This window comes from Microbacterium xerophyticum (assembly GCF_053543555.1).
The window spans coordinates 639,065-652,946 of sequence record NZ_JBLVOB010000006.1 but is presented as its reverse complement, the minus strand read 5'-3'; the positions used below and the strand labels follow the sequence as shown (position 1 = coordinate 652,946).

Below are 13,882 nucleotides of genomic sequence, written 5' to 3'. Positions count from 1 at the left end.
CCCCCCACGACTCGGTCTCCGAGGCGGTCGAGCCGATCGCCGACGCGGCTGAGCCTGCCGAGCCTGCCGACGACGCGGCTCCCGCCGCGGAGGGTGAGCCCGCCGCTGAGGCTGAGGCGGCGCCCGTTGCAGAAGCGGAGCCCGCCGCAGAGGCTGAGCCCGCCGCAGAGGATGAGCCCGCCCCTGAAGCGGAGCCCGCCCCTGAAGCGGAGCCCGCCGAGAAGGCCGAAGCCAGCGTCGACGAGGCGCCGGCCGCGCCGAAGAAGCCCGAACCGGTCACCGCGGTGACGCTCGGTCTGATCCCCGAGGTCTTCGTCTCGCAGGTCTCGACCCAGCTGCGCTTCTATGCGCCCGAGATCGTTCCGCTGCCCGCACTGCCCGGCCGTCGTGAGAGCGATTCGCGAGGCGACTCCCGCGGAGGACGCGACCGCGACGCCCGCGACAGCGATGAGGACGAAGCGCCGTCGGCACGCCGCGGACGTCGTCGCCGGGGCGGCAGCAATGACGGTGACGATCAGCGCGACGAGCCGCGTCAGCGTCAGCGCGCGGTCGAGTACATCACCGAGCCGAAGGCCATCAAGGGGTCGACGCGGCTCGAGGCGAAGAAGCAGCGCCGTCGCGACGGTCGGGATGCAGGGCGTCGCCGTCCGGTCGTGACCGAGGCGGAGTTCCTCGCACGTCGCGAGTCCGTCGACCGCAAGATGGTCGTGCGGTCCAAGAACTCGCGCACCCAGATCGGCGTGCTCGAGGACGGCGTGCTCGTCGAGCACTACGTCGCCCGCAACCAGGACGCATCGCTGATCGGCAACGTCTACCTCGGCCGCGTGCAGAACGTGCTGCCGAGCATGGAAGCGGCCTTCGTCGACATCGGTCGCGGCCGCAACGCGGTGCTCTACTCCGGCGAGGTCGACTGGGACGGTGTCGAGACCGGCAACCAGCCGCGTCGCATCGAATTGGCGCTCAAGCCGGGCGATCGCGTCCTCGTGCAGGTCACGAAGGACCCGGTGGGCCATAAGGGCGCCCGTCTGACGAGCCAGATCTCCCTCCCTGGCCGCTACCTCGTGTACGTGCCCAACGGGTCGATGAACGGCATCTCCCGCAAGCTCCCCGACAACGAGCGCGCCCGCCTCAAGCGCATCCTCAAGGAGGTGCTGCCGGAGTCCTCCGGCGTCATCGTGCGCACCGCTGCGGAAGGGGCCACCGAGGACCAGCTGACGCGCGACGTGCAGCGCCTCACCACCCAGTGGGAGCACATCCGCAAGCAGGTCGAGAACCAGTCGGCGCCGTCGCTGCTGCACGCCGAGCCCGACCTTCTCGTCAAGATCGTCCGTGACGTCTTCAACGAGGACTTCACGAAGATGCTGATCCAGGGCGAGGATGCTCAGCAGACCATCCGTGCGTACCTGGAGAGCGTCGCGCCCGACCTGCTCGAGCGCGTCGAGCCCTACGAGGACGAGACGGATCCGTTCGATGCGTTCCGCATCACGGAGCAGATCGAGAAGGCGCTGGACCGCAAGGTGTGGCTGCCCTCCGGAGGCTCGCTCGTCATCGACCGCACCGAGGCGATGACCGTCGTCGACGTCAACACCGGCAAGTTCGTCGGCTCGGGCGGCAACCTCGAAGAGACGGTCACCAAGAACAACCTCGAGGCTGCGGAGGAGATCGTCCGTCAGCTGCGACTGCGCGACATCGGTGGCATCATCGTCGTCGACTTCATCGACATGGTGCTCGAGTCCAACCGAGACCTCGTGCTCCGCCGCCTGATCGAATGCCTCAGCCGCGACCGCACCAAGCACCAGGTCGCCGAGGTCACCTCGCTCGGCCTCGTGCAGATGACGCGCAAGAAGCTCGGCCTCGGTCTGCTCGAGACCTTCAGCGAGCCGTGCGAGGTCTGCGCGGGTCGCGGCGTGGTCGTCCACCACGACCCGGTGGTCAAGCACCGCACGAGCTCAGGCAACGGCGGGTCGTCGAGCAATCGCCGTCAGCGCGGAGGCAACGGTCAGCAGAGCCAGGGCGCTCAGGCGTCGAGCACGGCGACTCACAGCATCCCCGAGGGGGCCAAGACGGCGCTCGCGCAGATCGCAGCCTCGACGCGCGCGCCCAGCGGCGACGCCGTCGCCGAGCCGACGCCGGTCGTCGAACCCGAACAGCCCGCAGCGGCCGAAAGGCCGAAGAAGCCCCGCAAGAAGCGCTCGTCCGAGCGCGGCAAGGCGGCGCCGAAGACGCAGGCCGAGCAGCTGCTCGACTCGGTGCTGGATGCCCTTCCCGAGCCGAAGGCCCCCGGTCAGGGCCGCAACAGGCGCCGGGTGACGACGGCGGCGCTCACTGGCACCCCGGTGTCAGTCAACTCGTCGGCGACCGCGGTCGCGAGCGGGGATCCGGAGTCCTGAGGCGATCAGCCTCCTCGTGAGCTCCTTCCCGCCGACGTGCACAGCGCCGGCGGCGATGAGCCGGGGGAGGGCATCGGCGGGAACGTCGTAGTGATCCAGGTCGAAGGCGCGAGCCGGAAGGTCGTTCGCGAGCGCGAAAGCGTGCAATTCCGCGAGGCTGTGCTCGCTGACCAGGTGCGCCCAGAGCCGTCCGTGTGCGGGCCAGATGGGGTCATCGATCAGAACGGTCACTCGGCGATCCTACGGCGCTGGACACGCGGTCCGGCTCGCTTTGCGGCTGGGCCATCTATCCGGTAAAGTTGTCCTTTGGTGCGCGAGCTGAGTCGTCCCCACGGGCGGCGCCGTACAACCGGGCTCGCACCCGTCGGACTTGCGACGAACGCAGGCACAGTCTTCCCGTGAGATTTACGGAGCCGTGAGCTCCCCAACGAAACAGGTATGAAGTGGTTTACGCAGTAGTGCGCGCCGGTGGACGGCAGGAGAAGGTCGAGGTCGGCACGATCGTTCAGCTCGACCGTGTCAAGGCGGCCCAGGGCGAGAAGATCGAGCTGGCAGCAGTGCTCCTCGTCGACGGCGCCACGGTGACCACCGACGCCGACAAGCTCGCGAAGGTCAAGGTGACCGCCGAGGTCATCGGAAACCTCCGCGGCCCGAAGATCATCATCCAGAAGTTCAAGAACAAGACCGGCTACAAGAAGCGCCAGGGCCACCGTCAGGACCTCACGCGCGTCAAGATCACCGGCATCAAGTAAGCACAGAAGAGGCTCAGGACATGGCACACAAAAAGGGCGCAAGCTCCACCCGCAACGGTCGTGACTCCAACGCCCAGCGACTTGGCGTGAAGCGCTTCGGCGGTCAGCAGGTCAGCGCAGGCGAGATCATCGTCCGTCAGCGCGGCACCCACTTCCACCCCGGCGTCAACGTCGGCCGTGGTGGTGACGACACGCTGTTCGCTCTTGAGGCGGGCGCTGTCGCTTTCGGCGCGAAGGGCGGCCGCAAGGTCGTCAACATCGTCGCCGCTGCTGCCGAGTAATCGCAGCACAGCACACATCCGGTTCGGGGCGGGCTTCGGCTCGCCCCGTCCGCGTATCTGAGGGGTAATCCAGACATGGTCTCGTTCGTCGACACGGTGACGCTGCATCTGCGCGCCGGCAAGGGCGGCAACGGCTGTGTCTCCGTTCACCGTGAGAAGTTCAAGCCCCTCGGAGGTCCCGACGGCGGCAACGGCGGCAACGGCGGCGACATCGTGCTCGTCGCCGACACCCAGACCGGCACGCTGCTGTCGTACCACCACTCGCCGCACCGCAAGTCCGCCAACGGCGGCTTCGGCATGGGCGATCACCGCTCCGGTTTCGATGGCGAAGCGCTGGAGCTTCCGGTGCCGGTGGGCACCGTCGTCAAGACCACCGACGGCGAGGTCCTCGTCGACCTGGTCGTCCCCGGCGATCGCTTCGTCGTCGCGCAGGGCGGACGCGGTGGGCTCGGAAACGCCGCCCTGGCCACCACCAAGCGCAAGGCTCCCGGTTTCGCGCTGCTCGGCACTCCCGGCTTCGAGGGCGACATCGTCCTCGAGCTCAAGACGGTCGCAGACGTCGCGCTCGTCGGATACCCGTCCGCCGGCAAGTCGAGTCTGATCGCCGCGGTCTCCGCCGCTCGCCCCAAGATCGCCGACTACCCGTTCACGACGCTGCACCCGAACCTCGGTGTCGTCCAGGCGGGCGAAGCCCGGTACACGGTCGCCGACGTGCCCGGTCTCATCGAAGGCGCGAGCGAAGGACGCGGTCTCGGACTCGAGTTCCTCCGCCACGTCGAGCGCTGTTCCGCGCTGCTGCACGTGCTCGACTGCGCGACCCTCGAGCCCGGCCGCGACCCGATCTCGGATCTTGACGTCATCCTCGGCGAACTCGCCGCCTACGAGGTGCCGGAGGGGCAGACCCCTCTGCTCGAGCGCCCGCAGCTGGTGGCCCTCAACAAGGTCGACGTTCCCGAAGCGCGCGACCTCGCCGATCTGGTGCGTCCCGAACTCGAGGCCCGCGGGTTCCGCGTCTTCGACATCTCGACCGTCTCGCACGAGGGCCTGCGCCCGCTGACATTCGCACTCGGTGAGATCGTCGAGAAGCACCGCGCCGAGGCAGCGGTCGAGGTTCCCACGGAGCGGGTCGTCATCCGCCCCAAGGGTTCGGAGAAGCCGTTCACGATCCGCGTCGAGGGCGGCTCGTACGGCACGTACTACCGCATCCTCGGCGAGAAGCCGGTGCGCTGGGTGCAGCAGACCGACTTCCAGAACGAGGAGGCCGTCGGCTACCTCGCCGATCGTCTCGAACGCCTCGGCGTCGAGACCGAGCTGTTCCGTCTGGGCGCGACCCCCGGCGCAACCGTCGTCATCGGCGAGGGCGAGGGGCTCGTGTTCGACTGGGAGCCGGCCATGTCGTCGGCGGCGGAGCTCATGACCGCCCCGCGCGGCACCGACCCGCGTCTTGCCCCGAACGCCCGCCGCACGACGACCGAACGTCGCGAGAAGTACTACGAGCGGATGGACGCCAAGGCGGCGATCCGTGCCGAGCAGGATCTGAAGCGGCGTGTCACGGTCGAGGAGGACTTCGACGGAGACGGCGCATGACCGCACGCACGCGCGCGGAGCTGGCGACGGCCGAGCGCATCGTGGTGAAGGTCGGTTCTTCGTCGATCAGCGGTGAGTCCTCGTGGCGCATCCCGATGATCGTCCACGCCCTGGCGTCGGCGCATGCGCGCGGATGCGAGATCGTGCTCGTCTCATCGGGTGCCATCGCGACCGGCATCCCCTTCCTCGACCTGGATGCCAGGCCCACCGACCTTGCGACGCAGCAGGCGGCGGCCGCCGTGGGTCAGAACATCCTCGTCTACCGCTACCAGGAGGCCCTGCGGCCGTTCAAGGTCGTCGCCGGGCAGGTGCTGCTCACCACCGGTGACCTCGAGAACCCGACATCGCGCAGCAACGCACGGCGGGCGATGGAGCGACTGCTCGGCCTGCGGATCCTTCCGATCGTGAACGAGAACGACACGGTCGCGACCCAGGAGATCCGCTTCGGCGACAACGACCGGCTCGCGGCTCTGGTCGCCCAGCTCATCCAGGCGGATGCACTGGTGCTGCTCAGCGACATCGAAGCGCTCTACACGAAGCCGCCGACCGAGCCGGATGCGGAGCCGATCGAACTCATCTCGGCGGACGCGGATCTTGCAGGCCTCGAGTTCGGGGCGACCGTCGTGAACAGCGTCGGGACGGGTGGCGCGGCCACCAAGGTGTCCGCTGCGCGGCTGGCCGCGGCATCCGGGATCGGTGTGCTCGTCACGAGCGCCGACCTCGTCGCCGAGGCACTCAGGGGTCACGACATCGGCACGTGGTTCGAGCCGCTGGTGACCGCGGCGGACTGAGGCGTCATCGAGCGCTGAGACGTCATCGAACGCTCGGACGCCGACGGCCGTCGGTAGAATGACCGGATGATCGATGCCGCGTCAGAGACCACTTCTTCGACCGAGCCCTCTGGGACGTCCGAGTCGTCGCAGGCCCTCCTCCCGGTGGCGACGGAGGAGACCGTGCAGGATCGTCTCGTACGAGCCAAAGAGGCATCCCGTGAGACCGCGCGCCTGACCAGCGACGACAAGGCACGCGCGCTGGAGGCGATCGCACTGGCACTCGAGGCGAACAGCGCCGTCATCATCGCGGCCAACGCGCGCGACATCGAACGCGGTCGCGCCGACGGCATAGGGGAGGGGCTGATCGATCGTCTGCGCCTCGACGAGAAGCGCGTCGCCGCTCTCGCATCGGCGGTGCGGGACGTGGCCGCCCTCGCGGACCCGGTCGGACAGGTCGTGGGCGGACATCGCATGCCGAACGGCGTCGCTCTCGAGCAGGTTCGGGTGCCCTTCGGGGTTGTCGGAGTGATCTACGAGGCGCGTCCCAATGTCACGGTCGACATCGCGGCCCTGGCGCTGTGCTCGGGCAACGCCAGTGTGTTGAGGGGTGGAAGCGCCGCCCGCGATTCCAACACGGTCCTGGTGCGCGTGATGCGCGATGCTCTCGCGGGCGTCGGCGTCACGCCGGAGGCGATCCAGACGGTCGACGACTTCGGTCGGGACGGCGCGAAGGCGCTCATGCGCGGCCGTGGATTCATCGACGTGCTCGTGCCGCGTGGAAGCGCATCCCTGATCGAGACCGTCGTCACGGAGTCGATCGTGCCGGTGATCGAGACCGGAGCGGGCAACGTGCACATCGTGCTCGACGAATCGGCGCCGGACGACTGGGCCAGGGAGATCGTCGTGAACGCCAAGGTGCAGCGCCCCAGCGTCTGCAATGCCGTGGAGACGGTGCTCGTGCTGCGGCAGGCGGCACCTCATCTCGTCCCTATGGTCGCCAGCGCACTGCACAGCGAGGGCGTCGCGATCCACGGCGACGACATCGTCGCAGGGATGGTGGCGAACATCATCCCCGCCACCGAGGAGGACTGGGCCACCGAGTACCTCAGCCTCGACATCGCGATGAAGGTCGTCGACACTCTCGACGATGCACTCGCGCACATCCGCCGCTACAGCACAGGGCACACGGAGTCGATCGTGACGACCGACTCCCGGAACGCCGAGCGGTTCCTCGCCGAAGTCGACTCCGCGGTCGTCATGGTGAACGCGTCCACCCGGTTCACCGACGGGGGCGAATTCGGATTCGGCGCGGAGGTCGGCATCTCCACCCAGAAGCTGCATGCGCGTGGTCCGATGGGCCTCGCCGAGCTCACGAGCACGAAGTGGCTGGCGCGTGGGTCGGGTCAGACGCGCGCCTGAGCGATAGGATGGGGGAGCGTCTTCTCGCAACCGGTCACGAAACGGAGTCAGGATGAACCTCGTCGCACAGATTGCGATGGCTGCAGCCGAAACTGAGCACCACGGGAACGTGGCGATGGAGACCCTCATCTTCGGCGTCATCGCCGCGGCACTGTTCGCACTGCTCGGCCTCGTCACGTTCTCGTACCGCAACGTCGCGAACCGTCACTCCGCCAAGGCCGAGGCCTGGGCCGAGAAGCACGGCAAGGACGGCCACGGGGCAGGGCACGGCCACTAGGGCGTATGGAGACCACGACCACGCGCGCCCCGAGAATCGGAGTGATGGGCGGAACCTTCGACCCGATCCACCACGGGCACCTGGTCGCGGCGAGCGAGGTCGCGCACTCCTTCGACCTCGATGAGGTGGTGTTCGTCCCCACCGGTCATCCGTGGCAGAAATCGAACGTCACCCCGAGCGAGCACCGCTATCTCATGACGGTCATCGCCACCGCTTCGAACCCGCAGTTCACGGTGAGCAGGGTCGACATCAATCGTGACGGTCCCACCTACACGATCGACACTCTGCGAGATCTGAAGCAGGAGCGCCCCGATGCTGAGCTGTTCTTCATCACCGGAGCCGATGCCATAGCGCAAATTCTCAGTTGGAGGGACCATGATGAGTTGTGGGAGTTGGCCCACTTCGTCGCGGTATCCCGTCCAGGACACGTCCTCAGCACAGATGGACTGCCGAGCGAGAACGTCAGCCAATTGGAGGTCCCGGCCCTCTCGATCTCGTCGACAGCCTGTCGCGAACGGGTAGGCGATGATCAGCCGGTCTGGTATCTCGTCCCCGACGGGGTCGTTCAGTACATAGCAAAGCATCACCTGTATCGGAGCAAGGCATGAGCACATCGGATCAGCAGGGGAGAACGCCGCTGACCCGCAAGCAGCTGCGGGAGATCCGTCTCACCGGCACCACGCCGGTGATCAGCGAGGAAGAGGCGGCGGCAGCCGCGGCCGAAGCGCAACCTGCCCCGGTCGTTCCCGTGCCCCGATCCGCTCAGCCAGTGGAAGTCCCGCCCGCGCCGACCCCCGATGGCGACGTCGATCTGAACGATGCCCCGCTGACCCGTCGTCGGGCTCGCGAGCAGGAGCGCATCCGCACCGCGTCCGTTCCCGTGATCACGGATGACGAAGCGGCATCGGCCGAGCAAACGCAGCAGGCGGAGAAGGACGATGCCACTGACGACGAGGTCGTCTCGGGTGTGCCTTCGTTCGCCAAGCCCGCCACGGAGCAGCAGATCTCCGCTGATGCCGGCGACGACGACGACCAGGACGACCTCGATGAAGAGGCCATCGACATCGTGCCCGTGAGCGCGGCCGTCGCCGCGGACTCCGTCGGCGAGATGCCCCTCGACGCCGACGAAGACGCGGACGAAGCCGCCGTCGACATCGAGCAGGCCGCCGAGCAAGAGGGCGATGTCGCCCCGATCAGCGCCTCGACTCCCGATGCGAGCGGTGACGACGACGAGCAGGAGGCCGACGACCTTCCCGTCGCCGAACCGGTCGAGACGGGCGAGAACCACGTCGTCAGCCCGACGTTCGGAAACGGACTTCTCGCGGAGAAGAGCGAGGTGCCGTCGTTCGCGCCTTCGTTCGACGAGCTCATCACCGCGGACTCCGGCGGTTCCCAGCACCTTGCTCCGAACACGCTGATCTTCACCCCGTCGCCAGGAGAAGGGTCCCTCTCGGGACCGGTCGCCTCGACGGGCGAGATCCTCGTGACGGGCAGTTACGAGCTTCCGCGCGGGATCGGCTCGCAGGGGCACGCGCACGGCGCTGCAGACGGCAAAGAGTCGGATGCGGTCCTCATCGATGGAGAGCTGCCACCGGCATCCTCCCCGACGCCGATCGCGGCGAGTTCTGCGATCAGCACGATCAAACCTGCCGGTGAGGTCATCCGACCGCCGGCGCCTGAAAAGGGCAACAAGCTCATGCTGATCTTGGCGATCACCGCCGGCGGGCTCGCGCTCGCTCTGGCGGTTGCGCTCATCGTCGCATTCACCACGAATATATTCAATTGATGCAATCACCTGAAAACGCCGAGGAGATGCTGCAGCTCGCAGCATCCGCCGCCATCTCCAAGGGCGGGGAGGATCTCGTCGCGCTGAACGTGTCGGAGCCGCTTCCGCTCGTGGACATCTTCCTCATCGTCACCGGCAACAGCGAGCGCAACGTCGCCGCCATCGCCGATGAGATCGAGGACAAGCTCATCGAATCGGGGCACAAGCGCGTCCGTCGCGAGGGACGCCAGGAGGCCCGCTGGGTGCTTCTGGACTTCGGCGATCTCATCGTGCACGTGTTCCACTCGGAAGAGCGGGTCTACTACGGCCTCGAGCGCCTCTGGAAGGACTGCCCGGTCGTTCCGATCGACGTGTCCGAGCCCGCGGTCGACCGCCCCTGACGTGGCTCCGCTTCTGACATGACGGTGCACCTGATCACCGGTGCCGGATCGGGCATCGGCGCGGCGCTGGCTCGCCGTCTGCTGGATCGAGGCGACGAGCTCGTGCTCTTCGCGAGGGATGCAGGGCGTGCGCGAGAGATCGCGGCCCAGTTCCCCGGCGCGTCGACCCTGGTCGGCGATCTGGCGCAGCCTGGCCGTATCTCCTGGGCGTTGTCGAAGCAGAATCTTCCCGAACGCATCGACTCGCTCATCCACGTGGCTGGCGTCGTCGATCTGGGGAGCGTCGCCGATCTCTCGCCGACGCTGTGGGAGCGGCAGCTCGCCGTCAACCTGGTCGCTCCGGCGGAACTCACCCGCCTGCTCCTTCCCGTGCTGCGGGTCTCGCGCGGGCAGGTGGTGTTCGTCAACTCCGGAGCGGGCCTGCGCGCTCACGCGGACTGGTCAGCCTACGCCGCCTCAAAGCACGGCCTCAAGGCTCTCGCTGACGCCCTGAGGGCGGAGGAGGCCGAGAACGGGGTGCGCGTGACGTCGGTGTTCCCCGGGCGCACGTCCACGCCCATGCAGGCCCGCGTGCACAGGCAGGAGGGGCGCGAGTACGATCCCGAGCTCTTCATCGATCCCGACTCCGTGGCGACCACGATCCTCACCGCTCTCGATCTGCCGCGCGATGCGCAGATCGTCGACCTCTCGGTGCGGCCGGCCGGAAGCGATCGACAGTAGCGGATCCGTTCACCCGTGCAGCCGGTAGCGCAGCTCCGGTCGTCCGACGCCGCCGTAGGTCGGGGAGCTCACCGCGAGTCCCGACTCGACGAGGCGCTCGAGATAGCGCCGGGCACTGACCCGTGACATCCCGAGCACATCGGCGAGCTCGCTGGCCGACAGCGGGGCGGAGCGGTCCTTCATCGCCTGGACGACGCTCTGGAGCGTCACGCGCGAGACGCCCTTGCGCTGCCCTGCCATGGCGATGGCATCGCGCCGCATGAGCGCATCGACGCTCGCCTGATCCAGCTCGCCGGTCGTGGTGAACTCGGCGTCGCGTGCGAGCACGCGCCACACGTCGTCGAGCCGATCGTGCAGCGTCCGCATCGGGAAGGGCTTCACCACGTAGTGGTGCACGCCATGGGCCCTGGCGCGGCGCACCGTCTCCAGGTCGCGCGCCGCCGTGACGGCGACGACCTCGACGTGCGCGCCGGCGGAACGCGCGCGCCGAAGCACGGTCATGCCCGACATGTCCGGCAGGTAGACATCGAGCAGCATGACGTCGGGATCGAGCTCGTCGAGCAGGCGCAGGGCGTCCGCTCCGGTGGGGGCGACGCCGACGACCTCGAAATGCGGATGCCGTTCCACGAAGCCCCTGGTGACGTGGGCCACCGCGAAGTCGTCTTCCACGATGAGGGTGCGCAGCCGTGTCATGCGTCGGCCTCGACGAGCGCGGATGCGGGGATCCGCACGGTGAAACGCGCACCGCCGCTGCGGGACGGGGAGAGCTCGACAGAACCGCCGAGCCGGTCGACGATCCGAGCGACCAGCGTCAACCCGTAGCCGCGCTGGCGATCATCGGACTTGGTCGAATAGCCGAGGCGGAAGACGTCGCCGCGCCGTTCCATCGGCACGCCGGGACCGTCGTCCTCGACGTCGATGCGGATGCCGTCATCAGCGCTCTGTTCGATGGAAATGGCCACATGACCGCCGCGGCCGACCGCATCGAGGGCGTTGTCGAGAAGATTGCCGACCACTGTTCCCACGTCGCCGTCGCCAGGGCGGACGGGCAGAGCACTGTCGTCCGAGATGGTGAGGTCCACACCCAGTTCCCGCGCCCGCGCGCGCTTGGCCAGCAGGATCGCGGCGAGTTCGATGTCCTGCACGCCGTCTGGCGCGTCCAACCGGCTGAGCGCGCCGCCGGCTCCGGCGCGATCGACGACGCGGCGGGCGGCATCGAACTCTCCGAGCTCGATCAGACCGCCGATCGTGTGCAGGGTGTTGGAGAACTCGTGCTGCTGCGCCCGCAGGCCCTCGGCGAGGCTCTGGGCGCCCGCGAGCTCGCGCAGCGCGTGATCGAGTTCCGTGCGATCCATCAGCGTCACCACCGTTCCCACACGCCTCTCCTGCACTCGCACGGGTGCGGCCCTCGCGACCAGCACGCGCTCACCGGAAAGCACGAGGCGCTGCGGCGCGTCGTCGTCGTCGATCTCCGTCTCGGCGATGAGGGCGGCCAGCCCGTCCAGCAGCTCAGGGGCCGGACGCCCGACCGCGTTCGCAGGCCCGGACAGGCCCAGCAGCCTGGCCGCGGAATCGTTGCACAGAGAGACCACCCCGTGCTCGTCGAGCGCGAGCATGCCCTCGCGGATCCCGTGCAGCGTCGCCTCCCTCGTCTCCAGCAGGCCGCGGATCTCGTCCGGCTCGAGGCCGTAGATGCGGCGGCGCACCATACGCGCCACTCCTGTCGAGGCGATCACCCCGATCACTGTCGCGACGCCGAGGGCGAGGAGGAACCCGGTGATGTCGCCCAGGAAGTCCGCACGGATGTCGGATTCCAGGATGCCGACGGACACCTGACCGATCACGTCGCCGTCGGGATCGAACACCGGAACCTTCACACGCCAGGACTCGCCGAGCGTGCCGGTCTGGGTTCCGACGTACGTCTCACCGGAGAGGGCGACGCTCGGGTCAGTCGAGACCGGCTCGCCGATGCGGTCCGGGTTCGGATGCGAGAAGCGGATGCCGTGATCGTCGGTCACCACCACGTACGCCACATTGGACGAGTCACGGATGAGCTCGGCGATCGGCTGGATCACCGTGGCCGGATCAGGCGAGCCGTAGGCCTCGACGATCGTCGGCAGCTGGGCGACCGACTGCGCCACGGCCACCATGCGCTCCTGCGACGCCTCGCGGATCTGCCGCTCCTGCATCAGCATCGCGGCGAGTCCCGCCGTCAGCACGATCGCGAGCACGATGACGACCTGCAGCAGCACGAGCTGCGTGCGGAGCGTCATCGCCTTCACCACCCTCCCATGCTAGGCGAGCGGAGGCGACGGCCGACGGTTACGAAAAGACCATAACTCGTCGTTCTGAACAGAACACGCAGCGCCGATCGCAGGAGTTCTAGGCTCGCGTCACCTGCTCCCGGCATCGGCGTCGGGCGGAAGGACTCGAGGAGGAGTTCATGACACAGCACACTCGCACCCGCACTCGATTCGCGCTCGGCGCGGTGGTCGCGGTCGCGTCACTGGGACTCGCGGCATGCACGGGAGCATCGACCGCAGGCGGCGGTGGCACCGGTGGTGACGGCGGCGGGTCGAGCATCGACAGCGTCGCGGTGATCGCACCGGCCGACCCGGGTGGCGGATGGGATCAGACCGCGCGGGCCTTCGGCCAGGCCCTGAACGACGAATCGCTCGTCTCCTCCGCGCCGGTGTCGAACATCGGCGGAGCCGGCGGCACCGTCGGACTCGCCTCCCTCGCCACCGAGGGCGCCCCGAACACTCTCATGATCACCGGCAGTGTGATGGTCGGCGCTGTGGAGACGAACGCGTCCGACGTGCGCATCGAAGACATGACCCCCATCGCGAAGCTCACTGAGGAGCCGCTGGTCATCGTCGTGCCGAAGGACAGCCCCTACGACACGCTGGAGGACTTCATCGACGCGTGGGTCGAGGAGGGCGCGGGAATGGCCGTCACCGGAGGATCCGCCGGCGGCATCGATCACATCCTCGCGGCGCTGCTGCTCACCGACGCGGGCGTGGATGCCGCGGATGTGCCCAGCACGCTCAACTACATCGCCAACTCCGGCGGTGGCGAGGCGCTCACGATGCTGCTCGGCGGACAGGTGCAGGCGGGCATCTCCGGCGTGGGCGAGTTCGCGCAGCAGGTGGAGGCGGGCGATCTGAAGGCGCTCGCGGTGTCGTCCGGCGAGCCGGCACTGCTGCTGCCCGACGTGCCTACGCTCACGGATGAGGGCGTCGAGCTCGTCGTCACCAACTGGCGCGGACTCATCGCCCCCGGGGACATCTCGGACGACGAGAAGAAGGCGCTCGAGGAACTCGTGACCACGGTGCACGACAGCGCAGCGTGGACCGAGACCCTGGACACCAATGGGTGGACCGACGCGTTCCTCGTCGGCGACGAGTTCGCGACCTTCCTGGACGGCGACATCTCCACGACGACCGAGACGCTGAAGACGATCGGGCTCATCGAATGACGAGCCAGATCACCACGGGAGCGTCGGCGGTCGCCGGGG

15 protein-coding genes are annotated in these 13,882 nt (G+C 68.3%); 12 read left to right on the top strand and 3 right to left on the bottom strand.

Going from position 1 to position 13,882, the window contains the following annotated elements; genetic code table 11:
• On the top strand, nt 1-2,390 hold a 2,390-nt coding region (locus ACNPNP_RS09840; RefSeq protein WP_448965840.1), incomplete at its 5' end, for an Rne/Rng family ribonuclease.
• Here the strand turns inward: ACNPNP_RS09840 and ACNPNP_RS09835 are convergent.
• A complete protein-coding gene (locus ACNPNP_RS09835; protein ID WP_448965839.1) occupies nt 2,340-2,621 on the bottom strand; it encodes a DUF4031 domain-containing protein in 282 nt (93 codons plus the stop codon). The genes ACNPNP_RS09840 and ACNPNP_RS09835 overlap by 51 nt on opposite strands.
• A 212-nt stretch (nt 2,622-2,833) precedes the next feature.
• On the opposite strand from ACNPNP_RS09835, the gene rplU reads away from it, so the two are divergent.
• The 10 genes from rplU (at nt 2,834) to ACNPNP_RS09785 (ending at nt 10,365) form a co-directional block, all read left to right on the top strand.
• The gene (rplU, locus tag ACNPNP_RS09830) at nt 2,834-3,142 is read left to right on the top strand and encodes a 50S ribosomal protein L21 (RefSeq protein WP_033107562.1); all 309 of its coding nucleotides are present in this window, start codon (nt 2,834-2,836) and stop codon (nt 3,140-3,142) included.
• Nucleotides 3,143-3,162: 20 nt separating this feature from the next.
• Nucleotides 3,163-3,423, top strand: a complete 261-nt coding sequence (gene rpmA / locus ACNPNP_RS09825) for a 50S ribosomal protein L27 (protein WP_033107563.1) — start codon at nt 3,163-3,165, stop codon at nt 3,421-3,423.
• Between the two features lie 75 nt (nt 3,424-3,498).
• Nucleotides 3,499-5,010, top strand: a complete 1,512-nt coding sequence (gene obgE, locus ACNPNP_RS09820; RefSeq protein ID WP_448965838.1) for a GTPase ObgE — start codon at nt 3,499-3,501, stop codon at nt 5,008-5,010.
• The gene (gene proB, locus ACNPNP_RS09815; protein WP_448965837.1) at nt 5,007-5,801 is read left to right on the top strand and encodes a glutamate 5-kinase; all 795 of its coding nucleotides are present in this window, start codon (nt 5,007-5,009) and stop codon (nt 5,799-5,801) included. The genes obgE and proB overlap by 4 nt, the downstream gene beginning before the upstream one ends.
• A 66-nt stretch (nt 5,802-5,867) precedes the next feature.
• Complete coding sequence (locus ACNPNP_RS09810) at nt 5,868-7,202, top strand: glutamate-5-semialdehyde dehydrogenase (protein WP_448965836.1); 1,335 nt, start codon at nt 5,868-5,870, stop codon at nt 7,200-7,202.
• Between the two features lie 52 nt (nt 7,203-7,254).
• On the top strand, nt 7,255-7,479 hold the full coding sequence (locus tag ACNPNP_RS09805) for a hypothetical protein (RefSeq protein WP_448965835.1): 225 nt from the start codon (nt 7,255-7,257) through the stop codon (nt 7,477-7,479).
• A 5-nt stretch (nt 7,480-7,484) separates the two neighbouring features.
• Nucleotides 7,485-8,087, top strand: a complete 603-nt coding sequence (gene nadD, locus ACNPNP_RS09800) for a nicotinate-nucleotide adenylyltransferase (protein ID WP_448965834.1) — start codon at nt 7,485-7,487, stop codon at nt 8,085-8,087.
• The gene (locus ACNPNP_RS09795; protein WP_448965833.1) at nt 8,084-9,265 is read left to right on the top strand and encodes a hypothetical protein; all 1,182 of its coding nucleotides are present in this window, start codon (nt 8,084-8,086) and stop codon (nt 9,263-9,265) included. The genes nadD and ACNPNP_RS09795 overlap by 4 nt, the downstream gene beginning before the upstream one ends.
• Nucleotides 9,265-9,645 (top strand): ribosome silencing factor, encoded by a 381-nt coding sequence (rsfS, locus tag ACNPNP_RS09790; RefSeq protein ID WP_448965832.1) that lies wholly within the window; start codon nt 9,265-9,267, stop codon nt 9,643-9,645. Before ACNPNP_RS09795 ends, rsfS begins: the two co-directional genes overlap by 1 nt.
• 18 nt (nt 9,646-9,663) lie before the next feature.
• Complete coding sequence (locus ACNPNP_RS09785; protein ID WP_448965831.1) at nt 9,664-10,365, top strand: SDR family oxidoreductase; 702 nt, start codon at nt 9,664-9,666, stop codon at nt 10,363-10,365.
• A gap of 9 nt (nt 10,366-10,374) precedes the next feature.
• Here ACNPNP_RS09785 and ACNPNP_RS09780 read toward each other — a convergent pair whose 3' ends face one another.
• Nucleotides 10,375-11,058 (bottom strand): response regulator, encoded by a 684-nt coding sequence (locus ACNPNP_RS09780; protein ID WP_448965830.1) that lies wholly within the window; start codon nt 11,056-11,058, stop codon nt 10,375-10,377.
• A complete protein-coding gene (locus ACNPNP_RS09775; protein ID WP_448965829.1) occupies nt 11,055-12,650 on the bottom strand; it encodes an ATP-binding protein in 1,596 nt (531 codons plus the stop codon). Before ACNPNP_RS09775 ends, ACNPNP_RS09780 begins: the two co-directional genes overlap by 4 nt.
• Before the next feature lie 158 nt (nt 12,651-12,808).
• Here ACNPNP_RS09775 and ACNPNP_RS09770 point away from each other — a divergent pair, with 158 nt between their 5' ends.
• Entirely contained in the window at nt 12,809-13,843 is a 1,035-nt protein-coding gene (locus tag ACNPNP_RS09770; RefSeq protein ID WP_448965828.1) for a Bug family tripartite tricarboxylate transporter substrate binding protein, read from the top strand.
• The last annotated feature ends 39 nt before the right edge of the window (nt 13,844-13,882 follow it).